Annotated in this window: 20 protein-coding genes, 1 pseudogene and 1 CRISPR repeat array; of the genes and pseudogenes, 11 read left to right on the top strand and 10 right to left on the bottom strand. The window is 62.9% G+C overall.

Translation table 11 applies throughout. The annotated features are described in order from the left end of the window. Window positions 1-114: 114 nt before the first annotated feature. From U0034_RS23920 to U0034_RS23890, 7 genes and pseudogenes are all read right to left on the bottom strand, one after another. Window positions 115-360: pseudogene (locus U0034_RS23920) on the bottom strand (DUF2249 domain-containing protein); the annotation flags it as partial. Between the two features lie 164 nt (window positions 361-524). Beyond that, window positions 525-1,694, bottom strand: a complete 1,170-nt coding sequence (locus tag U0034_RS23915) for a hypothetical protein (RefSeq protein ID WP_085228960.1) — start codon at window positions 1,692-1,694, stop codon at window positions 525-527. Further along, on the bottom strand, window positions 1,679-2,017 hold the full coding sequence (locus U0034_RS23910) for a metal-sulfur cluster assembly factor (RefSeq protein ID WP_085228959.1): 339 nt from the start codon (window positions 2,015-2,017) through the stop codon (window positions 1,679-1,681). The genes U0034_RS23915 and U0034_RS23910 overlap by 16 nt, the downstream gene beginning before the upstream one ends. A gap of 71 nt (window positions 2,018-2,088) precedes the next feature. Then, a complete protein-coding gene (locus tag U0034_RS23905; RefSeq protein ID WP_085228958.1) occupies window positions 2,089-4,404 on the bottom strand; it encodes a nitric-oxide reductase large subunit in 2,316 nt (771 codons plus the stop codon). A 337-nt stretch (window positions 4,405-4,741) separates the two neighbouring features. Further along, entirely contained in the window at window positions 4,742-5,341 is a 600-nt protein-coding gene (locus U0034_RS23900) for a hemerythrin domain-containing protein (protein WP_085228957.1), read from the bottom strand. A gap of 93 nt (window positions 5,342-5,434) precedes the next feature. Beyond that, on the bottom strand, window positions 5,435-6,349 hold the full coding sequence (gene bla, locus U0034_RS23895) for a class A beta-lactamase (protein ID WP_085228956.1): 915 nt from the start codon (window positions 6,347-6,349) through the stop codon (window positions 5,435-5,437). 137 nt (window positions 6,350-6,486) lie between these two features. Then, window positions 6,487-6,891, bottom strand: coding sequence for a VOC family protein (locus U0034_RS23890; protein ID WP_085228955.1), 405 nt, complete (start codon window positions 6,889-6,891; stop codon window positions 6,487-6,489). A gap of 407 nt (window positions 6,892-7,298) precedes the next feature. Here U0034_RS23890 and U0034_RS23885 point away from each other — a divergent pair, with 407 nt between their 5' ends. After that, a complete protein-coding gene (locus U0034_RS23885) occupies window positions 7,299-8,321 on the top strand; it encodes a methyl-accepting chemotaxis protein (RefSeq protein ID WP_085229074.1) in 1,023 nt (340 codons plus the stop codon). 31 nt (window positions 8,322-8,352) lie between these two features. Here U0034_RS23885 and U0034_RS23880 read toward each other — a convergent pair whose 3' ends face one another. Beyond that, window positions 8,353-9,564, bottom strand: a complete 1,212-nt coding sequence (locus tag U0034_RS23880; RefSeq protein ID WP_085228954.1) for a GGDEF domain-containing protein — start codon at window positions 9,562-9,564, stop codon at window positions 8,353-8,355. 306 nt (window positions 9,565-9,870) lie between these two features. Between U0034_RS23880 and ahpC the strand changes: the two genes are divergently transcribed. The 10 genes from ahpC (at window position 9,871) to cas2e (ending at window position 22,110) form a co-directional block, all read left to right on the top strand. Further along, window positions 9,871-10,434 carry an alkyl hydroperoxide reductase subunit C gene (gene ahpC / locus U0034_RS23875; protein ID WP_085228953.1) on the top strand — a complete coding sequence of 188 codons (564 nt, stop codon included), beginning with the start codon at window positions 9,871-9,873 and terminating at the stop codon, window positions 10,432-10,434. A 114-nt stretch (window positions 10,435-10,548) separates the two neighbouring features. Beyond that, the gene (gene ahpF, locus U0034_RS23870) at window positions 10,549-12,150 is read left to right on the top strand and encodes an alkyl hydroperoxide reductase subunit F (protein ID WP_085228952.1); all 1,602 of its coding nucleotides are present in this window, start codon (window positions 10,549-10,551) and stop codon (window positions 12,148-12,150) included. A 1,229-nt stretch (window positions 12,151-13,379) separates the two neighbouring features. Then, window positions 13,380-16,118 carry a CRISPR-associated helicase/endonuclease Cas3 gene (locus tag U0034_RS23865; RefSeq protein ID WP_085228950.1) on the top strand — a complete coding sequence of 913 codons (2,739 nt, stop codon included), beginning with the start codon at window positions 13,380-13,382 and terminating at the stop codon, window positions 16,116-16,118. Between the two features lie 136 nt (window positions 16,119-16,254). Then, entirely contained in the window at window positions 16,255-17,838 is a 1,584-nt protein-coding gene (gene casA / locus U0034_RS23860; RefSeq protein WP_085228949.1) for a type I-E CRISPR-associated protein Cse1/CasA, read from the top strand. Beyond that, window positions 17,819-18,406: a type I-E CRISPR-associated protein Cse2/CasB gene (casB, locus tag U0034_RS23855; protein ID WP_158243531.1), complete on the top strand. Its 588-nt coding sequence runs from the start codon at window positions 17,819-17,821 to the stop codon at window positions 18,404-18,406. Before casA ends, casB begins: the two co-directional genes overlap by 20 nt. 20 nt (window positions 18,407-18,426) lie before the next feature. Continuing rightward, entirely contained in the window at window positions 18,427-19,479 is a 1,053-nt protein-coding gene (gene cas7e, locus U0034_RS23850; protein ID WP_085228947.1) for a type I-E CRISPR-associated protein Cas7/Cse4/CasC, read from the top strand. Between the two features lie 4 nt (window positions 19,480-19,483). Continuing rightward, on the top strand, window positions 19,484-20,212 hold the full coding sequence (gene cas5e / locus U0034_RS23845) for a type I-E CRISPR-associated protein Cas5/CasD (RefSeq protein WP_085228946.1): 729 nt from the start codon (window positions 19,484-19,486) through the stop codon (window positions 20,210-20,212). Further along, a complete protein-coding gene (gene cas6e / locus U0034_RS23840; protein ID WP_085228945.1) occupies window positions 20,209-20,913 on the top strand; it encodes a type I-E CRISPR-associated protein Cas6/Cse3/CasE in 705 nt (234 codons plus the stop codon). Before cas5e ends, cas6e begins: the two co-directional genes overlap by 4 nt. Next, window positions 20,910-21,827 carry a type I-E CRISPR-associated endonuclease Cas1e gene (cas1e, locus tag U0034_RS23835; protein WP_102622990.1) on the top strand — a complete coding sequence of 306 codons (918 nt, stop codon included), beginning with the start codon at window positions 20,910-20,912 and terminating at the stop codon, window positions 21,825-21,827. Before cas6e ends, cas1e begins: the two co-directional genes overlap by 4 nt. Beyond that, on the top strand, window positions 21,808-22,110 hold the full coding sequence (cas2e, locus tag U0034_RS23830; protein ID WP_085228944.1) for a type I-E CRISPR-associated endoribonuclease Cas2e: 303 nt from the start codon (window positions 21,808-21,810) through the stop codon (window positions 22,108-22,110). Before cas1e ends, cas2e begins: the two co-directional genes overlap by 20 nt. Before the next feature lie 98 nt (window positions 22,111-22,208). Beyond that, window positions 22,209-24,311: a CRISPR direct-repeat array (repeat unit 29 nt; unit sequence GTGTTCCCCGCGAGCGCGGGGATGAACCG). A gap of 410 nt (window positions 24,312-24,721) precedes the next feature. Here cas2e and fae read toward each other — a convergent pair. Beyond that, the gene (fae, locus tag U0034_RS23825) at window positions 24,722-25,255 is read right to left on the bottom strand and encodes a formaldehyde-activating enzyme (protein ID WP_085228943.1); all 534 of its coding nucleotides are present in this window, start codon (window positions 25,253-25,255) and stop codon (window positions 24,722-24,724) included. A 229-nt stretch (window positions 25,256-25,484) separates the two neighbouring features. After that, window positions 25,485-25,904, bottom strand: a complete 420-nt coding sequence (locus tag U0034_RS23820; protein WP_085228942.1) for a secondary thiamine-phosphate synthase enzyme YjbQ — start codon at window positions 25,902-25,904, stop codon at window positions 25,485-25,487. Window positions 25,905-26,136 lie beyond the last annotated feature (232 nt).

Below are 26,136 nucleotides of genomic sequence, written 5' to 3'. Positions count from 1 at the left end.
CGCCAGCTTCCGGCTATGTCGGCTTCAGCCGCCGCTGCATCCGCAGCTCGTGCCCGAGCCGCTGCCGCATCCGCCTGCCTTCGCCGCGTCGGATGCCTGGCCGGCAGCCGGCGTGACCGAGAAGTCGATCACCACCTGCTCGGGGCCGCGTTGAACGTAGGCAATGGCGACCTGATCGCCGTAGCGCGACTGGATCTGATGCAGCAGCGGGATCGGATCGTGATCGTTGACGAAGCGCATCGTTTCGCCGCGGTCGAGCGATTCGAGCGCGCCGAAGATGGCCGCGTGGCGAAACCGCTTCGAGATGCCGCGGGCATCGAAAACATAAGCGCTCGTATTGGAAGCACCGGTCATGGTCATACTCCGTGAAAACAAAAGGGTGGTGATTCGATAGGTGGGCTCTTCGGCACGCCTACCGGTAATGCAACGCGAATTCAAAGCGAATCCACGGCGGGTTCGGAATTTGCCGTGCGTTCCGCGTTTTCGCTGCGAACGCGACGGGTCTCGACGGTCTGCTCGTTGGGTTAGATTCGATTCGTTCGGTACTCCTGACGTTTGGCGTGCCGTGCCGAGGCGACGGCTGCGATCAAGGTGGCGGCAAACACAGCCAGCGCGGCCGCATTGATTTCGCTGCCGATTCGCCGCAGCGGGAAATCGCCGAAGATTCCGCCCGCCACGCGCAGCGAGAGGCCCGCGTGGAGCAGCGCGAGCGGCAGGTAGAAATGCGGGCCGTACTTCACGCGCAGCCCGCTGACGGCCGGCACGATGATCGGCGCGTGGCCGAATACCATCGAGAACACGAAGCCGACCGTCACCGCATGCAGGGCGGCGTCGTGCCACGGGTGCCCGGAAAGCAGCGCGCCCTCGAGCCCGAGAACTCCGGCCGCCGCAAACCAGCCGTAGCCGGACAGCAGGCAGACGGCGATGAATCGGGTCAGTCCTTTCTGCCGGACCGTGTAGCGTGCGATATCGTAGGCGGCGAGCCAGCCTGCGAGCAGAACGATGCTTGCGGCGAACAGGCGGATGCCGGCTTCCGGTGCGACGCTCACCCATACGAGCGACACGAGCATCACGACGATCGACACGCAAAAAAGCGCGATCGCACGCGGCCTCAGCGGACGCATGCGAGTGAGTTCGAGCCGTTCGGCGACGATCGTCAGTACGACGAAGGCCAGCCAGTGAGGCACGGCGGCCAGCGCGTCGCCTGTCACGAGCCAGATGCACGCTCCCACGCTCCAACAGGCGGCCGCAATCGCGAGCACGCCGAGATAGAGCGCGGGCTGGCGCGCGAATACGACGACACTGCCGGCCACGAGCACGAGCGAAGCGACGAGCACCCCCGTCTGAACCAGCGTGACGGGTGCGCCCGCGAGCAACGCGATGCCCGAGAGCACGGCGGCGATCGGGGCGGAGAAGCTCCACGCGTGGCCCAACGCGACGGCGCGTTCGAGGCTGATGACGGCGCCGAAGAACACCGGCAGCATCAGCACGCCGTGCCACGCCGCGCGAGAAAGCGCATGCGTGGGCAGCGTGAGGCCCAGCCGGGCGAGCCCCGTCGCCAGCCCGCAGACGAGCGTGGCGACGATCGACGCGGCAAGCAGTGCCTTGGCCGCGATCCGCACCGGATTGCGGCGGGCGGCGGCGTGCTCGCGTCGCGGGCCCGCGGGCGCCGCGGAATTCAGCCGTCTGGCCATCCGAGCACCTTGCGCGCGGCTTCCGTCATCATGGCGGGCTCCCATGGCGGCTCCCAGACGAGGTCGACATCCACTGCCATGCCGGCGGGCGTGAGCGCATCGACGACTTCATGCACGTCGTCGATGATCATCTGCCCCATCGGGCATGCGGGCGACGTCATCGTCAGCGCGATGCGCAGCGCCTCGGGTTTGACGTCGATCGCATAGACGAGCCCGAGATCGACGATGTTGACGCCGACCTCCGGATCGACGACGTAGCGCAGGGCTTCGCGAACGTCGCTTTCGCCCGGCAGCGCCGGATGGATGGTCGATGCAGCGGTCATGGGGACACCTCTTGTTTCAGATGCGAGCGCGGCGGCATCAATACTGCGCCGCCGCTTTCGCAAGACTTGCCTCAGGCGCGTTGAGTGACGCGTTTGGCCGCGTTCGCGCCTTGCTGCACGCGTGCTTCCTCCGGTGCGCTCGGACGCACGCGGCGCAGCAGCCGCAGTGCGAACCAGCCGAGGTAGAGCACCCCGACGGCGAACACGAGGTCGCCCGGTACACGCGCCCACACGAATGCCTGCATGATCGGCGAGTGGATCACCTCGGGCGAGCGGGCGTACCACAGCCCCTTTGCGACGCTGGCCCATGCTTCATAGATGCCCGACGGCAGCACGGCGAAGAACACCATCATGAAGAGGCCGACGTTGAGCATCCAGAACGCGGGCTTGAGCAGGCCATCGTCCCAGGCTTCGCGTGCGGACATGCCGCGCAGGCAGAACAGCATCAGGCCGATACCGAGCATGCCGTACACACCGAACAGCGCGGCGTGGCCGTGAGCGGCGGTGAGATTGAGGCCTTGCACGTAGTAGAGCGAGATCGGCGGGTTGATCGTGAAGCCGAGCAGACCGGCGCCGACGGTGTTCCAAAGTCCGACAGCCACGAAGCTGAGGATGACCCACTTGTAGCTTTGGACCCAAGGCGCGGCTTCCGTCTTGCGATAGGTCTGCCAGCCTTCGATACCCACGAGTGCGAGCGGCACGACTTCGAAAGCGGAGAAGACGGCGCCGAATGCGATCACGGCCGTGGACGAGCCCGTGAAGTACAGGTGGTGCAGCGTACCGAGGATCCCGCCGAACAGGAAGACGATCGTTTCGGCCACGATGGCGCGATTGGCGCTTTCGATGCGGATGAGTCCGAGGCGCGAGAAGATCAGCGCGATGACAGCCGTGGCGAACACTTCGAAGAAGCCTTCGACCCACAGGTGCACGAGCCACCATCTCCAGTACTCGATCATCGAATAGTGCGTGTTGCGGCCCCAGGCGAGCGAAGAGGCGTAGAAGAGGCCGATACAGGCGGCGGACAGGAACACCATGCCGATGAGCCCGCGGCCTTTCGTATTGCGATTCTTCAGTGCCGGCATCAACGCACGGCCCATCAGCAGCAGCCAGAACATCAGACCGACGAACAACAGCAGTTGCCAGACGCGGCCCATGCTCGTGAACTCGAGGCCTTGATTGCCGATCCAGAACGAGAAGTCGGAACCCGCATGCTCGAGCGAACCGAGCCAGCCGGTTGCCGTGGATCCGACCACGATGAAGAGCAGCGCCCAGAACAGCACGTTCACGCCGAGTTTTTGCAGCGGAGGCTCATACCCGGAGAGCAACGGCGAAATATAGAGCCCGGTGGCGAGCCATGCCGTGGCGATCCAGAGCACGCCGAACTGCGTGTGGATCGTGCGGCTGACCACCCACGGCAGTACGTCCGCGATCGGCACGCCGAAGAAGCTGTGGCCTTCCACCGCATAGTGCGCGGTCAGCGCGCCCATGCCGACTTGCGCAAGCAGCAGCCCGATGACGACGTAGAAGTACTTCTTCGTGGCCCGCATCGACGGCGTGGGCTTCACGTCGAAGAGCGGGTCGGTAGCCGGCGTGGCGGTCGATTCCTCTTCATGATCGCGGTGCGCGGTGTGATACCAGACCATCGCGGCGATACCCGCCAGCAGCAGAATCACGCTTGCGATCGACCAGATGCCGTTTGCCACCGTGGGCGTATTGCCGACGAGCGGCTCATGCGGCCAGTTGCTCGTATAAGTGATGTCGCTTTGGCCCGGACGGTCGGTCGTTGCCGCCCACGAGGACCAGAAGAAGAACGCGGCGAGCGCTTCGCGGTCGCTGGCGTTCGGCACGGAGCCCGTGGCCATCGCGTAATCGTCGCGCAGCTTCTCGAGCGACGGATCGCTGCCGAAGAGCTTTTCGTAGTGCGTCGCGATTTCGCGGACCACCGCTGCGCGCTGCGGGCTCAGCGTGATCGTGCCGCCATTGCCTGCGTCATACGTATTCGTACGCATTTCGTGCTTCAGGCGGGCGTCGAGCGTGCCTTGCTCCTCGACGGAAAGCTGGTCGTACGACTTGCCGAACTGCTTCTGTGCCCAGCTTTCGCGCAATTGAACGGCTTCGCGGTGAAGCCAGTCCGCCGACCAGTCGGGCGCGACATAGCTGCCATGCCCCCAGACGGAGCCGAGCTGCTGCCCGCCGGCCGAGAGCCAAACCTGCTGGCCGTGCTTGATCTGCTCGCCCGTGAAGAGCAGCGTGCCGTCCGAAGTGGTGACGCTGGTCGGTATGGGCGGCGCGACCAGATAGATTTCTCTGCCGAGCCAGAGCAGGATGGAAAACGACAACAGGCAGACCAGCCCGAGCCATTTCCATAGGCGTTTTGTGGAGTGCATTTTCCCTCTCTCCTTTCTACAAGGGGGTGGGGTGCGGGAAGACCGTCCATCGAGGCAGGCAGCCGTCCGCACCGTGTCTAAAACATGTATTGCAGATACATGTTAAGGCGCATGATAAGTTGCATATTTGATGCATGTAAAGGAAAGTGCTTGCCGGTGGGTAAAACGAACAGTGGTTAAAAGTCGAGGAAAAATAGATGTTTAACGGCGGAAGGCGGGCTTGCGGGCGCTCCGGCTGCGCCAATCGGTCGCAGGCTCTTGAAATACGCGCAGCACGCTTTCGGGGCGGCCGAGCGTGCCGCGGGCGTCCGGTAGCGCGCCTCGCTGCACGCTCGGCTCAGTGCGCGCCCGCCTTCCGGCGCGGCGCGCGTGCGGCGGTACGCGTCGGGTCCACTGCCTCGCGCCGTTGCGTCATGTTCTCCAACAACTGCCGTGCTTGCATCGACGAGAGTTCGCGGGCCGCCCAATACACTTCGCGCTCCTCGCGATCGGCGTAGGCTGGATACCGCGTGGCGAAGGTCGCGAGCGATTTCGGCCGTGGCAACGGCCGCCGGCGCTGGATCGAGTCCAGCCACGGGCGCACGTTGCGCCACATGACGCCGAGGGCGGCATGCTCGGGTTTCAGCGCGTCGAGCGCCTGCGCCACGGTCGCATTGCCGAACGACAACAGGAGCGGGAACAGATCGCGCTGCTCGTCGGCATGATGCAACGGCACTTCCGTTTCGAAGTAGTGGAGGATCTCGCCGGCGGCCGTTCTTGCGGCCTCGTCGATCCCGTAATGAATGACCTGCACGTCTAGCCGCAACAGCAGGCCCGACAGATCGCGGATCTTGTCGTGGCAACTAAGCAAAACTCGCGTCGGACCGTCCGGGTCGACGCGACAGTCAGGATGATCGGGTGCCATGCTCGGGATGGAATCGGGCGTAATGATGTTCATTCTTGCAGCCGAAACACCCTCACTCCGTGATGTATATCAAGAAATGACAAGGCGGCGGATCGCCGCCGCCTTCCCGCGGCGCGCCACCGACAGCTATCGGGTCAGTGCTTCGATGGCGATTCGCGCGGCAGATGCGATAACGTCATCGCGCGCTTTGGCGGCGGAATCCGTATGCGTGTGATAGATCGCCAGCACGAGCGGCTTTTCAGCGGGCGGCCACAGTACGCCGACGTCGTTTGCGGTGCCGTAATCGCCGGTTCCCGTCTTGTCGCCCACCTGCCATCCCGCCGGCACGGCGGCCCGAATGCGGCGGTCGCCCGTCTTGCAGCCGAGCAGCCAGTCGCGCAATCGAGCCTGCTGCGGTGCCGGCAGGGCCGAGCCGAGCACGAGCGAACGGGTGCTTTGCGCCATCGCGGCCGGCGTGGTCGTGTCGCGGAGGTCGCCGGGAATGGCCGTATTGAGCGTCGTTTCGCGACGGTCGAGGCGAAACTCGCGATCGCCGATGCCGCGCGCATAGGCGGTAACGGCCTGCGAGCCGCCCAGCAGGTCGATGAGCAGGTTGGCCGCGGTGTTGTCGCTCCATTGAACGGTGACGCGGCAGAGTTCGGAAACCGTCATGCCATCGTCGACGTGCTTGCCGGTTTCGGGCGAATAGTTGACGAGATCGGTGCGCGCGTAGCGGATGCGGTGCTCGAGCAGTGCCGGCTCCTCGACGCTGCGCGCGAGCACGGTGGCGGCGAGCATGAGCTTGAACGTGCTGCAAAACGGAAAGCGTTCGCTCGCGCGGTAGCCGAGCGTTGCGCCTCGCGCGGTATCGATCGCGCAGAGGCCGAGCCGGCCTCCGCTTATGCGTTCGAGCGCGGCGAGTGCTTGTGCGGCATCGGCGGCACCGGCCCGCGCCTGTGCCGTGCCGGCGCCGGTGCGCGCGGCGCATGCGCTGAGCGCGTATGCCATGGGTGCGCCGGCCGCTGTCAAAAGCAGGGCGCGGCGTTGGCGTGAGAAAGTCATTGTCGTTCGTCCCTTTCGTAGTCGAGTTGAAGGTCAGGGGTTGGCTCGGGCTGACGGGACATGAATATCGGCCAGCCGCCGTCAAACGACAATCGACAAAAATTTCGCTCAGACGATAGAAAATCTATGGGATCGGTTCAATCCGCGATGGCATCGTAGCCGCGGCCTTCGAACTGGAGCAGACAGAAGCCATGGCCGAACGGATCGGCCATCAACGCGAGCCGGCCCCACTCGCGTTGAAGGACCGGCTGCTCGAGGCGGGCACCCGCGCCGCATGCCCGCGCAACCGCTGCGTCGATGTCGTCGACGACGATGTCCAGATGGACAGGGGTCCAGTGGCGCTCATAGCTGCGCTGATGCCTCGCGTCGATCGAGGTGGCCGTTCCCGCGGGTTTGGCGAGCAGATAGATGGGTGCCGGCCCGCCGAGCAGTTCAACGAAATCCGAGCCGAAACGGCGGCCGATCCGCAACTCGAATGCGGATTGATAAAAGCGCGTTGCTTCGTCGAGATCGCTTACATCGATATTGATTAAAAACTCCATTCAATTCTCCTTGTCGAGTCAATTCCATCGGCTGGATGGAAGAGGTCAATCAGGACATCGGCTGAAATAAGAATTCTCGTTTGCGGTATTGCGGGTGGATTGCTTAAAGATCGCTGCCGTAGCTCGCGGTTACGGACTATCGGTGAATACCCGCAATAAGCCACTGAGAATGGCAATTGGAGCGCCATCGAATACAGAAATAGGTCATCGAAAAAACTAAAGTATTGCCGGTGAGGTGCCGTTTACGAGTGGCTTCCTCGTCGAAGGGGCTTTTACATTGGGGTAGGCAGCGCAGTTGAAAGATAACAAAAAGATCCGGCGGGCACAAGAATGGATCGATTTGCATTGTTTTGGTGCGATCGATTGCACAAGAAAGGCGCATTTCAACGTATTGGGGCATGGAAATCATGGCTGATGCCAATGAGATTGTCGAACTGACGCGCGAAGTACACCGCATTGCCAAGGGGAACGTATCGGATATCAACGACATCAATCGGGAAACGACATTCCTGGCTATCAACGCGCTGATCGAATCGGCGCGAGCTGGCGAAGCGGGGCGTGGTTTTGCCGTCGTGGCGAACCAGGTCAAGGTCGTGTCGCAGCGCATCGGGCAGTTGACGGCGGAACTAGGCCGCGAACTGACCGCCCTGGGCGACCGGATGATCGCTCAGCTCGAACGGCAGGAATCGCAGCGCCTCACCGATCTCGCGCTCAATATGATCGAGATCATCGACCGCAACCTCTACGAGCGCTCCTGCGACGTGCGCTGGTGGGCCACCGATTCGGCGATCGTCGATTGCCTTGCGCATCGCGCACCCGAGCGCCGTGCGTTCGCGTCGGAGCGGCTCGGCGTGATTCTCGACAGCTACACCGTCTATCTCGATCTTTGGGTGATCGACCTGGAAGGCAACGTGGTGGCGACTGGACGTCCGGACCGCTATGCGGCGGCCGGGCAGGAGAACGTTTCCCAGAAGGCGTGGTTCAAGGCTGCGGCGAAGTCCGCCTCGGGCGCCGAGTATGCAACGGCCGAATTGGAGCCGATCGCGGCGCTCGGCGGGGCGGTCGCGGCCACTTACGCCGCCGCCATTCGCGAGGGGGGCGCCACGGCGGGGCGCCCGCTGGGCGTGCTCGCGGTTTTCTTCAACTGGGCGCCGCAGGCTTCGACCGTCGTCAAAGGCGTACGCCTGTCTCCCGAAGAGTGGGGGCGCACGCGCTGCCTGCTCGTCGACGCGCGCCAACGCGTGATCGCCAGTTCCGACGAGAAGGGCACGCTCGAAGAAGTGTTTCCGCTCAAGGTAAGCGATCCCAAGGCGGGCGCCTATCGGCCCGACGCGGACACGTTGATCGCCTACGCGCTGACGCCTGGCTACGAAACCTATGAGGGCATGGGCTGGTATGGCGTGATCGTGCGCAAGCGAGCCCGGAATTGAGGGCTTGCTGGAAGTCGAGGCGTTTAGCCGCTCACGCCGATGTTCCGGTCGACAACGAGCAGGAACCCGCGCTTTCGCGCTCGAGCGCGGACGCCGGTTCGTAGGCACAGACGCGGTCTCGCCCCGAGACCTTTGCTTCATAAAGCGCGAGATCCGCGTGCCGTGCCAGATGATCGAACGACAAGCCGGGCGACCAACGGGCGGCGCCAGCGCTGATGCTGTACCGGCAAATGCCGCTTTCGGTCGCCACGGGCGCCCTGTGTACTTCGCATCGCAGCCTTTCCGCGATCTCACGGGCCTCGATCAGATCCGTGCGCGGCAGCAGGACGCCGAATTCTTCGCCTCCCATGCGCCCGAGCGCATCGCCGGCGCGCAAATGTGCCTGTGCCAACGTTACGAATGCGCGCAGTACTTCGTCGCCGCCCGCATGGCCGAAGGTATCGTTGACCGCCTTGAAGCGGTCGAGATCGACGAGCACGAGGGAGAGCGGCGCCCTGCTTCGTTCCGCTTCGGCGAGCCGCGCGAGTACATAGGCCTCGAACCCTTTGCGCGAGAGCGCGCCGGTCAGGAAGTCGTGATCGGCCGCATCGCGCGCCTCGGAGAGCAGTGCGGCGTGGACCATCATCATGGCGCACATCGACAGCACGGGCATCACGGCCGCGCCGATCGACAGCAGGATGACGTTGCCGGTTGTCGCGAACATGAGCGGACTCGAGGCGCTGACGAGCGTCATGAAGTAGGCACCGCGTATCATCTGGCTGACGGCAAAAAAGAGCGCCATGCTCGCGGTGAGACGATAGGGGTAGGCGCCGCGCCCGGGCGCGCGGTGGCGCCACACGGTCAGTGCGATGGCGACGCAGATGCCGCTCGTGAACACGGACATGGCGAGCACCCGCATGGGAATGCTGTCTGCGGTGTATCGCCAGTACGCCATGGCGGCACAGGCCGCGGCGACGACGGCCGCACGCCCGACCCACGATACCGGGCGTTTCAGGAAGCGCGCGCAACCCGCGTGAAAGGTGACGCCGGCCAACGCGACGAGCCCGTTGGCGACGACGATCGAAAAAAAGTCGGGAATCGCGCCTCGTAATAGAATGAGCGGCAGCGACGCCACCATGGCGGCGTTGGCGGCGAGCCATTCGTGTACGCCGGGAATGCCCGAGCGCAACAGCGAGCCGAGCAACGCAAGCATGATCAGGCTCATGAGCCCGGTCGTGGCCAACGCCACCGATGCGCCTGTCATGGGTTCGACGTGTATCTGTAGTGTGGTCGGAAGCGCGCAACGGCCGTCCCGCAAAGTAGGCGGGCAGCGCTTTCCAGGCCGATCGGCCCGGAATCCCCGCGAAGCGCGCTGGCTTTCGATCTATATGGGCCGAGGTTAAGGCATTCCGGCCATCCCCTTCAAGCGTTTGAAACAGCCGCGCCGGTAGCTCAGCGGACGCGATAGTTTTTTTAAATCGATGAAATATCGATAATCAACTTTACCAATCGATTGCGGGTCCTCATACTACACCCATTCCCAACCACCACTCAGTAGAGGACTACGTTAATGTCGATCATCAACAGCCAAGTCAAGCCGTTCAAGGCCACTGCATTCCACAACGGCGACTTCGTCACCGTCACGGACGAGACCTTCAAGGGCAAGTGGTCGGTTGTGTTCTTCTACCCGGCCGACTTCACGTTCGTGTGCCCGACCGAGCTGGGCGATCTGGCTGACCGCTACGCCGAATTCCAGAAGCTTGGCGTGGAAATCTACAGCGTGTCGACCGACACGCACTTCACGCACAAGGCGTGGCACGACACGTCGGACACGATTGGCAAGATCAAGTATCCGATGGTCGCCGACCCGACGGGTGCGATCTCGCGCAACTTCGACGTGATGATCGAGGAAGAGGGTCTGGCGCTGCGCGGCACGTTCGTGATCAACCCCGAAGGCCAGATCAAGCTGTGCGAAGTGCATGACAACGGTATCGGCCGCGACGCGGGCGAACTGCTGCGCAAAGTGCAGGCGGCCCAGTACGTCGCGGCGCACCCGGGCGAAGTGTGCCCCGCCAAGTGGACGCCGGGCGCCGAAACGCTGACGCCGTCGCTCGACCTCGTCGGCAAGATCTAAAGCCGAGCCCGCCGCGGCCGGTTGCAGCCGGCCGCGGGCGGTGCCGCTGCCGCGCTGGCGGCGGCACCGCCGTCAACGCCCCTCCCGCACTGAATTCGAAACATCGGAATTGCCATGCTCGACGCGAATCTCAAGACCCAGCTGAAAACGTATTTGGAAAAAATCACGCGGCCGATCGAGATCGTCGCATCGGTCGACGACTCGGCAAAGTCGCAAGAACTGCTCGCACTGCTCAACGATATTGCTTCGTTGTCCGAACGAGTGGTGATTATCGAACGCCGCGGCGGCGACGAGCGCAAGCCGTCGTTCTCCATCGGCGAGCCCGGCAAGGCGACCGGCATCAGGTTCGCCGGCATTCCGATGGGTCACGAGTTCACGTCGCTCGTGCTTGCTTTGCTGCAGGCGGGCGGTCATCCGGTAAAGCTCGACGAAGCGGTGATCGAGCAGATTCGCGAGCTCGATGGCGATTATGCGTTCGAGACGTACTTTTCGCTGAGCTGTCAGAACTGCCCGGAAGTCGTGCAGGCGCTCAACGTTATGGCGCTGATCAACCCGCGCATCCGCCATGTCGCCATTGACGGCGCGTTGTTCCAGAACGAAGTCGAGGCGCGTCAGGTCATGGCGGTGCCGACGATGTTCCTGAACGGCGAAGTGTTCGGTCAGGGCCGCAGCGGCGTGAAGGAGATTCTCGCGAAGCTCGACAAGAACGCTGGCGCGAAGGCTGCCAAGGCGCTCGAAAACAAGCCCGTGTTCGACATGCTGATCGTGGGCGGCGGGCCCGCGGGTGCGGCGGCGGCCATCTATGCGGCACGCAAGGGCCTGGCGACGGGCGTCGTTGCCGAACGCTTTGGCGGTCAGGTGCTCGACACGATGGCGATCGAGAATTTCATCTCGGTGCGGGAAACGGAAGGACCCAAATTCGCGGTGGCGCTCGAAGAGCACGTGAAGCACTACGAAGTGGACATCATGGATACGCAGCGGGCCGAGGCGCTCGTGCCGGGCCGCGTCAACGAGGTGCGGCTCGCCAACGGCGCGGTGCTGCGCGCGAAGACGATCGTGTTGGCTACCGGTGCGCGCTGGCGCGAGATCGGTGTGCCGGGCGAGCGCGAGTATCGCAACCGCGGCGTGGCCTATTGCCCGCACTGCGACGGCCCGCTCTTCAAGGGCAAGCGCGTGGCCGTGGTCGGCGGCGGCAACTCGGGCGTGGAAGCCGCTATCGACCTCGCGGGGATCGTGCGTGAAGTGACGCTGCTCGAGTACGGCGAGACGCTGCGGGCCGACGAGGTGTTGCAGCGCAAGTTGCGCAGCCTGCCGAACGTGACGATCGTCACCCGCGCGCAGACGACCGAGATCGAGGGCGACGGCAGCAAGCTCACGGCGATCCTCTACAAGGATCTGCGCTCGGGCGAGGCGAAACGCGTCGAACTCGAAGGCGTGTTCGTGCAGATTGGCCTCGTGCCGAACACGGAATGGCTGAAGGGCACGGTGGAGCTGTCGAAGCACGGCGAGATCGTCGTCGACGCGAAGGGCGCGACCTCGGTGCCCGGTGTTTTCGCGGCTGGCGATGTGACCACGGTGCCGTTCAAGCAGATCGTGATTGCAGTGGGCGAGGGCGCGAAGGCATCGCTCGGCGCATTCGATCACCTGATCCGCAGCACCGCGGACGAGCCGGCGGGAAGCGAGGCGAAGGCCGAAGCGGAACTCGTCGCCGCGTAAGCGCAGCCTTCGAGGCTGCAGGGCCGCCGGCGCCACGCGATATGCGTGGCGCCGGCGGTTTTTTTGTTGTGGGCCAGCATGGGCGCAGTCCCGCGGGCGCAAGTCCGGCCTCGATCTGGTCACAGCGAGTGAAGTGAAGCGCAACTGCATGAGGGCGACCGGGTGCGGGGAGGGAGCGCGGAGCATAAATCGCGAGCCAATGAACAAGAACCGCATAGAAGGCGCTACCGAGCAGAGCGAGCGGGCAACAAACCGCGAAGCTCTCGTGACCGCGGTGAAGCGGCGCAAACGTGGCGGTTGTGCGGTGAAGGAATGCGTCCTTACCTGGGGAGTCCTCACCTCGTGCCTGAAAGAGCGACGGTGTCGAGCCGGTGCGAGGCGTCAGCAGCGGCCGTAGTAGTCACGGGATAGGTCGGCGACCACTTGCAGCACTGACGAGGGAGAACCTACAGCAGGCGTTCAAACGGGTGCGGCCTAACAAAGACGCGCCGGGCGGGAGTGGCCGGGGCGCAGCCTGCTGGTTCCCCCTATGCCGATCTATCGAGCAGCGCTATAAAATGCTAGCCGTGATCTGATGTCACGAACGCACGGGAGATAACCGGTTCACGTGGTCATACCGAAGTACGCTATTATTCAATAGCGAAGCGAAAACGCCGAGACCGAGGTCGTGGCGGTGCTACATCTTTCCTGGATCAATTGGTTAATATCGGGCGGGTACGCTCGAGGATCGAAGCGATTTGGGAATCCCGGGCCTCGGCGACTCAGCCAACAGCAGCCTTGAAAGCTACGTATTATGTTGATGTGCTTTTCCCGCATGACGCACTCGCATGAAAGACGGGGAACCTATACGCACATGCGCTCGCGACGTATCTTGTCCTTTGCAGCGTAGTTGCGACCTGCACACGCGACGGAGATCATGCTAACGGGAAGTTTCGTGCTGAGTGAATGCGCTTTTTTCTTATGGAGCGCTTGGTCTTCGAGTCGATGGGGATGCGCGAGAAGAGATAATGCATCCGGTCGTGTGCTCTTACATTGGATGGAAGCAGCCGGAAGGCTTAGCCGAATGGATTGACGCAGCGGCTCGATTGATAAAAGATGCCGCCACTGATGCGACATAATGACATAGTCATTGGCGACGGTTCTGGAGATTTTCTACAAACAAGTCGTGCGCGTAATGCGCCACGTTCCGTATTGGTCTCATAAGCTGGCGAACTTCGACGGGGAGAGCGATGCAGGCGTACTGGCGGTACCGGGGCAAGGCTTCTCCGCGCGATGAGGCTGGCGACCGGTGGCACTTACTACCCTTTCACATGCTGGATGTAGCGGCGATGATGGAGGTACTCCTGGATCAGCGCCCGGACTGGGTAGAAATCAGTGCTGCCAGCGCGGGATGGAGCGTGCGGCAGTTCCGTGCTGCCGCGACTTACTTTGCCATCCTGCACGATCTGGGCAAGTTCGCCCGCAGCTTCCAGGCCGCGTTGCCATTAGGTACCGCTGAACTGGTGTCGACGGATAAGGCGCCCCGATATACCGAGCGTCACGACACGCTGGGGTTCCTGCTGTGGATGGATTATCTGCAGCCTCGTCTGCCGCAAGAGGTGCTGCCCGCTGCGGAACATTCGCTGTGGGAAAGCTGGATACGCATCGCTTGCGGCCACCATGGCCGGCCGCCGCGCGAGGGCGGAGCGAAACGGTTGTACGCCGACGACCACTTTTTGCCTGAGGACATGGCCGTCGCAAAGGCCTTTGCCTGCGACGCCGCGGTCTTGCTGGATCCATTGCCGTCACCAGCGAGCGATCTCGATTCGCGTATAGGCTGGCAATTGGCAGGCTTGATGGTGCTGGCGGATTGGCTTGGCTCCGACCAGCATCATTTTCCGTACCGAGCCACACCGATGGCCTTGCCCACTTATTGGCATGACCATGCCCGTCCTGCCGCGCGGCGCGCCTTGGTGGCCTCCGGCCTCACTGGCTGCCGTGGTGCGCCGTATGCGGGCTCAAATCGGCTGGTAGATTTCATTCCCCATCTAACTGCTCCCACGCCATTGCAGTGTTACGCCGCCAACGTGCCATTAGTCGACGGGCCGCAGTTGTTCATGTTGGAGGACGTGACCGGTAGCGGCAAGACTGAGGCGGCGCTGATTCTGACGCACCGGCTGATGGCGGCGGGCTTAGCCAACGGCCTGTATTTCGCGCTGCCCACCATGGCCACCTCCAATCAGATGTACCGTCGCGTCGGCAGCGTATACCGCCGCCTGTTTTCCGAAGGGGAGCAACCATCGCTGGTATTGGCGCATTCAGCCCGCCGTTTGGTGGCGGATTTCGCGCTCAGCGTGCAGCGCGGCGGCCAGCTGTATTCAAAAGGCGACGCTTCAGCCAGCATGAGTTGCAACGCGTGGCTGGCGGACAGTAACAAGAAGGCGCTGCTGGCGCAGGTGGGAGTGGGCTCCATTGACCAGGCACTGCTGGCGGTGTTGCCCGTGCGACATCAGTCGTTGCGGCTGTTTGGGTTGGCAGGAAAGGTGCTGATCGTTGACGAAGTCCACGGATTTGACCCTTATGTTCGCACGCTTCTGGGGAGGCTACTGCGGATGCACGCAGCCCACGGCGGTAGCGCGGTGCTGCTGTCAGCTACCGTACCGGAGGGCGTCAAAGCCGAACTGCTGAATGCCTACCGCCAGGGGCTGAGGCAACCGGCCGTGGCCGCACAGGCCCTGTCGGATTACCCGCTGGCCAGCCAGCTTTCCGCCGCGCATTTCCACCAGGAGCCTTGTGAAACTCGGCGCGACGTCAAGCGCCGAGTGCGCGTGGTCCATCTATCCGACGAGGTCGAGGTGGTCGGCCTGATTGCCAGCCAAGCGCAGGCGGGCCGTTGTGTATGCTGGGTGCGCAACACGGTGGACGACGCCCGCCGCGCGTTCGGTCTTCTGCGCGAAAAATTGCCACCCGAGACTCTTTACCTGTTCCACAGCCGTTATGCAATGGGCCACCGCTTGGACATAGAAGAGAGGGTGCTGACTGCATTCGGCAAGCATTCGCATGCAGCCGCGCGCGCGGGGCGGGTGCTGATCGGCACACAGGTTCTGGAGCAGTCGCTCGATTTCGACGTTGACGCGATGGTCAGCGACTTGGCCCCGATCGACTTATTGATTCAGCGCGCTGGCCGTCTTCAGCGCCACGCTCGGCAGGCCAACGGAGATCCGTGGCCAGATGCGACGGGTGCGGAGCAACGCGTCGAACAGCGGCCAGAGCCGGTGCTGTACGTCTATGGACCGGCCCCCGACGACGACGCCAAGGCGGATTGGTACGGTCGGGTGTTCTCCGGTGCGCAATATGTGTATCCCGACTTCGCCGTTCTTTGGCGGACTCAGCAGACGCTGTTAGCGGCCGGTCATATCGTATCGCCTGGAGCTGTTGGTGAGCTGGGCGCGGTGCGGCAACTGGTCGAAGCTGTATATGGTGTGGCCGGCGAGCGCGAAGCCCCTGCCGCCTTGATGGCTGCGGCGGACAAATGCCTGGGAGAGGCGATGAGCGAGCGCAGTATGGCGCTATTCAACGCCCTGCAACTGGAGAAGGGCTATTGCGAAGCCAGTAGCAAGCACTGGGTCGAGGAGACGGATATCGCTACTCGACTAGGCGACGAGACACGGCTCGTTTATCTGGTTGAGCAAGTGGGCGATGCGTTGCGGCCGCTATGTCACGCTGATGACCCCAGTGCACAGTGGGAGTTGTCCGCACTCCGAGTGGACGAGAAAAAACTCAAGGCCGTGTCGCCAGCTTGGCGGCGGCGCTTCGAGGCCCAATTGAAGAACTTGGAGTTGGAGCAACCATGGCTCAGCGAATACTGCATCGTCGTGCCGTTGATCGCGGGGGAAAGCGTAGGGGAATGGCTGGGGCAGGGCGTGGATGCTCGAGACCGGGAGGTGCAAATACATTACAGCCTGGGGCAGGGATTGCTTTTGAAGTGAATCAGGCGGCGGTCTATTTGGACAAACGCTGCTGACGTGTGAAACAACTTCCTTCGTGGCTATTCTTCTTTGCAACGGGTACTGGCGCTGCAGAGGAGGTCTCGTATAAAGGCGGACTTTAAGGAGGCTGTGCGTGATGAATCTTCTTGATTCTGGAACAGCTTGGTTGCGCTTGCGAAGGCGTGACAGCAGTGTAAAGCCGGGCACCGTCTACGATATCGCGGACCCGGATGTAGTGGACGTGCTGGCGCCTCGGGCGGATTTTCGCGGCGCGTTGTACCAGTTGCTGATTGGGGTGCTGCAAACGGCAGCACCGCCGAGCAATCTGAATGACTGGCTGACGTTTTGGCGGGAGCCGCCCGAGCCAGCGCAGTTGGCGGAGTGGTTCAAGCCCCTGCTACCTGCATTCACGATATTCGGGGACACGGCTTTCATGCAGGACCGAGATCCGCTGAACGATGGGAATGCCAAAAGTACCGCTGAGTTGTTGATCGACACCGGTTCTAGTTCGAATCAGTTCTTTAACAAGCAGCCCGACTGGCAGGGCCTGTGCGCCAGTTGTGTGGCGCAGGCCTTGTTCACACTGCAGATCAACGCGCCTCTGGGTGGCAGGGGGCATCTCACATCATTGCGCGGCGGCGGGCCGTTGACCACGTTGGTGCTGCCGAAGGAAGCCGATGCATCGCTATGGAACAAGCTGTGGCTGAACGTGTTGCCCCTGGCTGGAGAGGACGAGGCTTGGCGAGAAGACAGGCCACTGTCGGACAAACTGCCATGGTTAGCGGCCACACGCGTGAGCGACAAAAATGGCACGGAAACCCGGCCTGAAGACGTTCACCCCGCACACGCCTATTGGAGCATGTCGCGCCGAATCAGGCTGGATCCTGACGACATTGTTGCGGGCGCGTGTGAGGTCTGCGGAGAGAAGCACAACACGCTGTATCGCCGGTACCGGGCAAGCACTTATGGCACCGATTACGCCGGCCCTTGGCAACATCCGCTCACGCCTTATTGGTTCGATGACAAGGACTTGATCAAGTCGCCGACTTCGTTGAAGGGCTCACGCGTCGCTCGCGGCTACCGCTATTGGCTGACCCTGACGATGGGCGAGAACAGTACGGAGCAGGTAGCGCGTGCAGTATGGGACTTCAACCGCAAGGGCGGCAAGGCCGACAAGCTGAAGTGGCCCGGCGGGGCGGTGCTGTGGTGCTTCGGTTACAGGATGGACAACATGAAAGCCGAGGCTTGGCACGACGCCACGCTGCCCTTGGTCCGGCTTGCAAGTGCCGACGAGCGCCATTTCGTCGATGCCGTGCGGAGCCTGCTGGAGGTTTCCAGGCAGAGTGCGCTGATGTTGGCTGATCAGGTCAAGAAGGCGCGCCGGATGGACAAAAAGGAGCCAGCGGTCGAGCAGAGCTTTTGGCAGCGCAGTGAGGCGCTCTTCTATCAGGTAGTCGAACAACTGGCCAAGTCGCCGCAACTGGACGATGCCGCTCAGGCGCAAGCGTTCCTCTCCTGGCTGGCGCCCTTGCGGCGGCTTGTGTTGGAACTGTTCGATTATTGGGTGCTGTGCGCGCCTATCGAGGAGATGGATATGGCCGAGGTGGTGAGCGCCCGCGCCGATTTGCAGCGCGGCCTGTGGCATGCCAAGCCGCACAAGACGATGGGCGAACGGATCGCCCAATATCAAAGGGAGAGCGATGAAGCCGTTTCTCGATGAGGCCGGGCGCGCGACGCTGGCCAGGACTGTGGTGCATTGGCGCTTGGCGATGGATCCGAACGATCACGAGCGCCGAGGGCCATTTTCCATGCTGAAACGGGCGGACCGAGCCCAGTTGCAACGCTGCCGCGTGCCAGAAGACGTTTGGCTGCAGTCCGCCTTCCATCGGTTGTGGCAGGAGTTGGAGCGGCAGCAACTGCACGTGAAGCCCGATGAGCTGGCTTTGGTTGCTGGCGTAGTGGTCCATGCACAGCACGTGCCGAACAAAGCTTTTGCCAGCAGCCTCGGCCACAAGAACGCCTCCGGCCGCGTGGCGATGAGCGAGTTGCGGTTTCGCCAACTACAAACTTGCCGCGACGAAGACAGCTTTTTCCGCCAAGCCCGTCGGGCGGTGGACCTGCTTGGCGGAGAAGTGGATGTGGGCCGGCTGGCAGCGGACCTCTTGCAATGGGTTCGCGAATTCCGCCGGGTCGACCCGGCTCTGCCGCCTACTCAACGGTTGAAGTTGCGTTGGGCCTCGGACTACTACCGCGCCGCACTGCGCGACGCAGATCAAGAACCCGCATGATTTCGATTTGGAGATAAGACATGAGCCGTTTCATTCAGTTGCACACCCTGATTTCCTACCCACCGGCGAACCTGAACCGGGACGATCTGGGCCGCCCCAAGACAGCGATGATGGGGGGCGTTGAGCGCCTGAGGGTGTCGTCGCAAAGCCTGAAGCGCGCATGGCGTACGTCCGATCTGTTCGAACGGAAGCTGTCCAGCAAGGTGGGCGAGAGTCAAGGTCACCTCGGTACCCGCACCAAGCAACTGGGCGTGGAGGTGTATCACAAACTGAAAACGGCGGGCTTTGCCGACAAGTTGGCTGGCGACAGCGCCAACGAAATTGCCAAGGTCTACGGCGCATTGAAAAAAGACAAACCTTACGAGATTGAACAACTGGTCCATATCTCGGCCGAGGAAAAAGCGTCGCTTGACGCGTTGGTCGCCAAGTTGATCGCCGAAAAACGTGCGCCTGAGAAAGAAGAGCTGACTACCCTGCTCCACAAGCAGCAGGCCGCAGATATCGCCATGTTCGGCCGTATGCTGGCCAGCAAGACCGAACACAATGTGGAGGCCGCAGTGCAGGTGGCTCACGCGTTGGGTATTCATGCCACAGTGGTAGAAGATGATTATTTCACCGCCGTGGATGACCTGAACGAGCATGACCCAGGAGCCGCCCATATCGGCGAAAGTGCTTTCGCTGCAGCCGTGTTCTATCAGTACATTTGCATTGACCGCGAGAGGCTGCTGGAAAACCTGTGCGGGGACCATGTGCTGCTCAAGAGCGCGATCGCTGCCTTGATCGAGGCAGCACTGACGATCGGGCCGAGCGGTAAGCAGAATAGCTATGCTAGTCGAGCCTATGCGCATTACGCGCTGGCCGAGCGCGGCAGTCGTCAGCCACGTAGCTTGTCGCTGGCCTTTCTCACTCCCGTGACCGGATCCAACTACGCTGCCGATGGCATCGATGCACTGATCGCAGTGCGCGAGAACATGGACAAGGTCTACGGCGATTGCGCCCAGAGCCGCAACGAATTCAATGTGCTGAAGGGCGACGGCAGTCTGCTGGAACTGCTGGCGTTTGCCGTGGAGTAGGGCCATGCGCGAGTATATGGTTTTCCAGCTATACGGCCCAATGGCTGGCTGGGGCGAACTGGCAGTGGGCGAGCAGCGCGCCTGCGCGGACCATCCATCGCGTTCGGCCTTGCTGGGCATGATAGGCGCGGCACTTGGCGTGTGCCGTGATGACGATGCTGGCCAGGAAGTTTTGAGCCGTGGATACCGCTTCGGCGTCAAGCTGATTGCTGCCGGCATGCCGCTGCGCGATTACCACACAGTGCAGTGGCCGGAGGTATCGAAGAAAGTGGCTTATCGCACCCGCCGCCAGGAGCTGCGCGACATGCGAAAGCTCAACACCATCCTTACCAGCCGGGACTATCGCAGTGACAGTTTCAGCGTGGTGGCCGCGGAGGCCGCACCGGATGCTCCGTATAGCTTGCCTGCGCTCGCGGCGGCACTGCGTGCGCCGGTGTTCGTGCCTTATCTGGGGCGCAAGTCTTGCCCGCTGGCGCTGCCGATGGACCCACGCGTCGTGTGCTTCGACACGCTGAAGCAGGCGCTGGATAGCCGCGACGGCGATTCGCCGTTACTCGGTTGCGGTGCCGTCCGCCGGGACCAGCAGACCCGTTATTTTTGGGATGAGGCGATGACAGCCCCGGGCATGGAGCCCATGTTGCAACTGATACGGCACGACCAGCCGCTATCGCGCCGCCGCTGGCAGTTCGAGCCGAGGCGCGAGCTCGTGTATCTGACGGGGAGCACGCAATGACGCATTACCTCTCACGCATCACCGTGCCATCCGCTGTGTTGCAGGACGAGTCGACGCTGATGAGCACCGGCGACGTCTACCGTGACCATGCGCTGATGTGGAAACTGTTTCCCGGCGCGCCAGATGCGAAGCGCGATTTCCTGTTTCGTGCCGAGACCGGGGCCAATGGGCATCTGCTGTATTACCTAATGTCGCGGCGGCAGCCACGGGCTTGGCACTCGTCGGTGAAAGTCGAAAGCAAGCTCTACCAGCCCAGGCTGGAAGTTGGGGAGTGGGTGCATTTCAGCCTGCGCGCCAATCCGGTGGTAGCCAAAGCCATAGGAAAGGAGCAGCGTGGCCGGCGCCACGATGTATTGATGGCGGCTAAGACTGAAGCGAAGGCGAAGGGGTTATCGAACAGTGGTATCCAGACCGAGATGACGCGTGCCGCGCTAGGGTGGCTTACTCGCCGCGCCGAAGCTTGGGGTTTGGAAGTCGACGCGGACGAAGTGCAGGTAGATGCTTACCTGCAGCATGCGCTGCACAGCAAGGGGCGCTGGCTGCGGTTTTCATCCGTTGATTATCAGGGCATGGCAAGGGTGAGCGATAGTGACAAGTTGATTCCGGCAATGCTGGGCCAGCCCGCTAGCGGGCCACACGCCAGTCTGGGGCATGCGTTGGGTTTTGGCTGTGGTCTGCTGTTGGTCAAGCGCTTACCATGAGCCAACTGCTGCCGCCCCTGAAGCCGCTCCCGATCAAGGAACGGCTCTCTGTATTGTTCGTCGAGCGTTGCCAATTGGATGTCCTGGACGGCGCGTTTGTTGCTGTCGATGCCGCCGGCGTGCGCACCCACATCCCGGTGGGTGGCGTGGCCTGCCTGATGCTGGAGCCGGGTGTGCGGGTGTCGCATGCTGCCAGCAAGCTCGCGGCGCAAGTAGGTACGCTGCTGGTTTGGGTGGGTGAGGCGGGCGTGCGGCTGTATTCGGCAGGCCAGCCCGGAGGTGCACGCGCCGACCGGTTGCTTTACCAAGCGCGACTCGCGCTGGACGACGACGCGCGGCTCAAGGTGGTGCGCGAGATGTATCGTCGGCGCTTCGGCGACGAACCGCCGAAGCGGCGCAGCGTGGAGCAATTGCGCGGCATAGAGGGCGCGCGGGTGCGAGCCATGTACCAGCAGTTAGCGCAGCAACATGGCGTCAAATGGCAGGCGCGCAATTATGATCGAGAAGATTGGGACCAAGCCGACGTCCCCAACAGATGCCTATCCGCTGCTACCGCCTGCCTGTACGGCGTGGCGGAGGCTGCAGTGCTGGCGGCGGGTTACGCGCCGGCCATCGGTTTTATTCACAGTGGAAAGCCGTTGTCCTTCGTCTACGATGTGGCGGACATTTATAAATTCGAGACGGTGGTGCCAGTGGCCTTCGCCGTCGCTGCCAGGCCAGCGGGCAATGTGGAGCGTGAGGTACGCCAGCGTTGCCGTGACATGTTTCGGAAAACGCGGCTGCTGGAGCGCATTATTCCGGACATCGAAACGTTGCTTGACGCCGGTGAGCTAGCCAAGCCAGAAGCGCAGGGCGTGGTGGACGCGGCATTCCCGGAAGACGAGGGGCTGGGCGATGCTGGTCATCGTACTTGAGAACGCGCCGCCGAGGCTGCGAGGGCGGATGGCGATCTGGCTGCTAGAGGTTCGTGCCGGCGTTTACGTAGGCAACTACAACCGCAAAGTCCGAGAATATCTATGGCAACAAGTGGAAGAGGGGTTGGATGATGGCAACGCGGTGATGGCTTGGCAGGCTGCTAATGAAGCAGGTTTTGATTTTGTCACGCTGGGGACCAACCGCCGCATGCCAGCCGAGTTTGACGGTGCCAAGCTGGTGTCTTTCCTTCCGCCTTTGCAAATCGGTGATGTAGGCGAATAACGCCGTTCACGGCGTGATGGGACCGGGTTCGTTCTTTAAAAATTGGTAAGTTTCGGAGTGTCGTTTTTGTTCTGTAAAATCAGTTGGTTACAGTTGGTGTGTTCCCCGCGAGCGCGGGGATGAACCGCGCGTCGCAGGGACGTGTTTCTGCAAGGTCGAGTGTTCCCCGCGAGCGCGGGGATGAACCGGCGGCATGAGCGATACCAGCGAAATTCAGATTGTGTTCCCCGCGAGCGCGGGGATGAACCGTCGAGGACACCCGTGAATTCGTGCTCGTGGGCGTGTTCCCCGCGAGCGCGGGGATGAACCGCTGACGTCCAGATGAATTTCATGACGCCCGTAGTGTTCCCCGCGAGCGCGGGGATGAACCGCGGGATCACAGTAACGGGTAACGCAACGATCAGTGTTCCCCGCGAGCGCGGGGATGAACCGAGGTGGCGAACGTCATAGAATCAACTGGCTCAGTGTTCCCCGCGAGCGCGGGGATGAACCGATGTGATCTTCCAGATGCTGGACGAGTGCACTGTGTTCCCCGCGAGCGCGGGGATGAACCGTTGAGGGCTGGACGCCGGAGCATGATGACAGGGTGTTCCCCGCGAGCGCGGGGATGAACCGCATGATCGCGGGCGTGACGCTCGTGGCGAGGAGTGTTCCCCGCGAGCGCGGGGATGAACCGCCCTCGAATCGCAGCTAGCGGCGCGAGAGAGCGTGTTCCCCGCGAGCGCGGGGATGAACCGCTCTGGAACAACGGCGGCACTCTCTCGGTTTCGTGTTCCCCGCGAGCGCGGGGATGAACCGCGCTGATCGTTGGCAAGGACGGAATCAAATCGGTGTTCCCCGCGAGCGCGGGGATGAACCGGCGGTGATTATGGGGTGCTGTTCTACGCGCATGTGTTCCCCGCGAGCGCGGGGATGAACCGCACGACGAACATCATGACGCCGAGCACCGTAAGTGTTCCCCGCGAGCGCGGGGATGAACCGCCGGCCCAATTGGTGACGGGCAGACGCGGGATGTGTTCCCCGCGAGCGCGGGGATGAACCGCCTTTGAGTATCCATAGGGGGGCTGCGTGACCGTGTTCCCCGCGAGCGCGGGGATGAACCGGATTGCCGCGCATTCCGCTCGGTCGCGGGCACGTGTTCCCCGCGAGCGCGGGGATGAACCGACGACGAGCTGGGGTAGCGGCGTCGAGCAGATGTGTTCCCCGCGAGCGCGGGGATGAACCGCGCTCGTAGCCGCCGCTCGCGTTTCGCTTGAGGTGTTCCCCGCGAGCGCGGGGATGAACCGTGCGTCATAAAGGAATGCAGCGGGAACGCGATGTGTTCCCCGCGAGCGCGGGGATGAACCGCCAGTCGGCCGCGGCTCCCCCGTCGGAGACAAGTGTTCCCCGCGAGCGCGGGGATGAACCGCGTATGAGCGCAGTCGAAGAACGGCAAGACGCGTGTTCCCCGCGAGCGCGGGGATGAACCGGCCGGCGTCAGTAACTTCTACCTAAATGGGGCGTGTTCCCCGCGAGCGCGGGGATGAACCGCCCGCTTAAGCAGCTTCTCCCGGACTACAAGGGTGTTCCCCGCGAGCGCGGGGATGAACCGGTGTACTCGGTGAGCTACGAGTCGGCCCTGCGGTGTTCCCCGCGAGCGCGGGGATGAACCGACGGCGGGCGTCTCCACGCGCAAGGTCTGGAAGTGTTCCCCGCGAGCGCGGGGATGAACCGCAAGCCTACGAGACGTTCAAGGCGCTGTCGCAGTGTTCCCCGCGAGCGCGGGGATGAACCGGTTCGATAGAGTAATACGCGACCCACTCGCCGGTGTTCCCCGCGAGCGCGGGGATGAACCGATCAATTCGGTGCGATGGCGGGCGACGACAAGGTGTTCCCCGCGAGCGCGGGGATGAACCGAGCATGATAGGGCTCGGCGTGAGCCACGCCAGGTGTTCCCCGCGAGCGCGGGGATGAACCGGATCAGCCGTGGCGTTGTTTGCTGCGGTCGTGGTGTTCCCCGCGAGCGCGGGGATGAACCGCACCTCGTCGATGCCGCCCAAGGCAAGCATCCGTGTTCCCCGCGAGCGCGGGGATGAACCGGCAATCATCAGCGGCGGCCTGACGCTCAGCGCGTGTTCCCCGCGAGCGCGGGGACGAACCGCCTATGACGAGGGGATGGCCGAGCTCGAACGGGTGTTCCCCGCGAGTGCGGGGATGAATCGACTCCCATTTACCGTCGGCGCAGGCCTTCAAGGCTGCTTTGCCGGGCGGTTACACGCGAGCTTGACGGCAGCCTCGTTAGTCGGGGGGCGACTGCTCTAGCCTTGCGGTGGCAGGCCTCTTCGTTGTGCGAGGCGCATTGGAGTCTCATTGCGCCAAGCAAGATCAGAAATCACTGACACATACGCGGTGCCATTGGCGTTTGCGTTCTATGTTGCTCGGTCATCTGGCATTTCTCACCGCTACGCACGGAGTTGCAACTGACAGACACCGGTACGTGCCAGGGCATCGAGATGTCCGCAGGACAGTTCTGGCTACTCGCGGAGCATCCTAGCCGGCTCATTGGAGCTGTGCCTTCAAAACGCGGCGGCGGTGACGGCCGGCAGTGACGCCGGCCGATTTACGTAAGCTCTCAGCTCCAATCGTCCATGTCGTGCTTGATCGTATGGCGGTTCGCGATCAGCGTTTCGACGCTCGGCTCGTTGTTCATGGCGCGCTGGACCGCAAGCTTTGTCGCTTCGTAATTCGTGCGGTACATATCCTTCTTGTCGAGATTCGAGTCGGTGCCGCAGCGTGGATCGATCCAGACGAGGCTGACGATGCACAGCTCGTTGGCCTGCTCCTTCGGCAGGATGCCTTCGATCAGGCAATCGACGATGGCGTCGGCCGTAGCCGACTGCACCACGCCGCCGAACAGGTCGATCGTGGTCATATCCTTCAGTGTCACCTTCGGCACGATGATCGTCGCGGGCCGGACCATCTGGTTGCAGGCGCGTATCGCGAACATGGCGGTGTGGCCTTTGCTCTGCGCCATCATGTTGGCAAAAGCATGACCGACGGGGCCGTCGACGCGGCCGATGAGAATCTCGGGCATCGCATCGGTGACTTGCCCCGGTGCGGCGAAGACGGTGGCTTCGCCGGCGCGGAAAGTGAGATCGATGGACATGAATGGTCGCTCCTTTGAAGTGGCCCGCAATGCGGGAGAGGGAATCGAAGGGGGGAGGGAACGCAAGCTTGATGCCCGGCGCCGCCAAGCCCTGTCGCGGAACGCCTGAAGCGCCGTATCCGTTCGCGGCCATGGCAGACTGTGTTCATTTCGTGACAGAGTGCGCCGCCCGGCCTCTCTTTTTCTCCTGCGCTTCGCCTCTACGCCGCGCCTCCGCCCACGCCTCCCACTACTCGCCGAAGAGATGCAGCACGACCTCCCGTGTATGCGCGCGCCGACGATGCTCGAAGAGATAAATCCCCTGCCATGTTCCGAGTACGAGCCGGCCGTGCTCGACCGGCACGGCGAGGTGAACCTGCGTGAGCGCCGTGCGCAGGTGTGCAGGCATGTCGTCCGGGCCTTCCGCATCGTGTTCGTAGCGCCGCTCGTCCTCAGGCGCGAGGTCGGCGACGTAGCGTTCGATATCGCGTTGCACGGAGGGGTCCGCATTTTCCTGGATCAGCAGCGATGCCGACGTATGCCGGCAGAAAAGCGTGAGCAGCCCCGTGGCGATCCGCTCGCTTTCGACAAAACGCCGGACCTCCTCGGTGAATTCGATGAGGCCCTGCCCGGGGGACCGGATGTTCAGATGATGCAGCACCTGTCGCATGTCGATGGCTCCTCGGACGCCCGCGCGGCGGCTTGGCGTCCCTCGTTCAAATCATGTGCAAGTCCCAAGGATAAGCCAGCGCGCGAATCGCGGGTTTTCGGCGTTGCCGCGTCGCGCGCCGCCGGTGCGTGCCGGTGCGTGCTCTTGCGCACGGATGCGCGCATCGTGCGAATTCGAAATCCTGTCGCGCGCGTTGCGTGCACAGTACGCGTAGCGCAAGAGCAAGGATTCG

Origin of the sequence: Trinickia caryophylli (assembly GCF_034424545.1) — a bacterium.
In the GTDB taxonomy this organism is placed as follows: Bacteria; Pseudomonadota; Gammaproteobacteria; order Burkholderiales; family Burkholderiaceae; genus Trinickia; species Trinickia caryophylli.
The sequence above is the reverse complement of the archived record's forward strand: the minus strand, read 5'-3'. Positions and strand labels throughout refer to the sequence as shown.

Bases quoted from the DNA above. Each gene is read 5' to 3' on its own strand.
- U0034_RS23915 (WP_085228960.1), bottom strand. From the start codon at position 1,694: ATGGCCAGACGGCTGAATTCCGCGGCGCCCGCGGGCCCGCGACGCGAG.
- U0034_RS23910 (WP_085228959.1), bottom strand. From the start codon at position 2,017: ATGACCGCTGCATCGACCATCCATCCGGCGCTGCCGGGCGAAAGCGAC.
- U0034_RS23905 (WP_085228958.1), bottom strand. From the start codon at position 4,404: ATGCACTCCACAAAACGCCTATGGAAATGGCTCGGGCTGGTCTGCCTG.
- U0034_RS23900 (WP_085228957.1), bottom strand. From the start codon at position 5,341: ATGAACATCATTACGCCCGATTCCATCCCGAGCATGGCACCCGATCAT.
- bla (WP_085228956.1), bottom strand. From the start codon at position 6,349: ATGACTTTCTCACGCCAACGCCGCGCCCTGCTTTTGACAGCGGCCGGC.
- U0034_RS23890 (WP_085228955.1), bottom strand. From the start codon at position 6,891: ATGGAGTTTTTAATCAATATCGATGTAAGCGATCTCGACGAAGCAACG.
- U0034_RS23885 (WP_085229074.1), top strand. From the start codon at position 7,299: ATGGCTGATGCCAATGAGATTGTCGAACTGACGCGCGAAGTACACCGC.
- U0034_RS23880 (WP_085228954.1), bottom strand. From the start codon at position 9,564: ATGACAGGCGCATCGGTGGCGTTGGCCACGACCGGGCTCATGAGCCTG.
- ahpC (WP_085228953.1), top strand. From the start codon at position 9,871: ATGTCGATCATCAACAGCCAAGTCAAGCCGTTCAAGGCCACTGCATTC.
- ahpF (WP_085228952.1), top strand. From the start codon at position 10,549: ATGCTCGACGCGAATCTCAAGACCCAGCTGAAAACGTATTTGGAAAAA.
- U0034_RS23865 (WP_085228950.1), top strand. From the start codon at position 13,380: ATGCAGGCGTACTGGCGGTACCGGGGCAAGGCTTCTCCGCGCGATGAG.
- casA (WP_085228949.1), top strand. From the start codon at position 16,255: ATGAATCTTCTTGATTCTGGAACAGCTTGGTTGCGCTTGCGAAGGCGT.
- casB (WP_158243531.1), top strand. From the start codon at position 17,819: ATGAAGCCGTTTCTCGATGAGGCCGGGCGCGCGACGCTGGCCAGGACT.
- cas7e (WP_085228947.1), top strand. From the start codon at position 18,427: ATGAGCCGTTTCATTCAGTTGCACACCCTGATTTCCTACCCACCGGCG.
- cas5e (WP_085228946.1), top strand. From the start codon at position 19,484: ATGCGCGAGTATATGGTTTTCCAGCTATACGGCCCAATGGCTGGCTGG.
- cas6e (WP_085228945.1), top strand. From the start codon at position 20,209: ATGACGCATTACCTCTCACGCATCACCGTGCCATCCGCTGTGTTGCAG.
- cas1e (WP_102622990.1), top strand. From the start codon at position 20,910: ATGAGCCAACTGCTGCCGCCCCTGAAGCCGCTCCCGATCAAGGAACGG.
- cas2e (WP_085228944.1), top strand. From the start codon at position 21,808: ATGCTGGTCATCGTACTTGAGAACGCGCCGCCGAGGCTGCGAGGGCGG.
- fae (WP_085228943.1), bottom strand. From the start codon at position 25,255: ATGTCCATCGATCTCACTTTCCGCGCCGGCGAAGCCACCGTCTTCGCC.
- U0034_RS23820 (WP_085228942.1), bottom strand. From the start codon at position 25,904: ATGCGACAGGTGCTGCATCATCTGAACATCCGGTCCCCCGGGCAGGGC.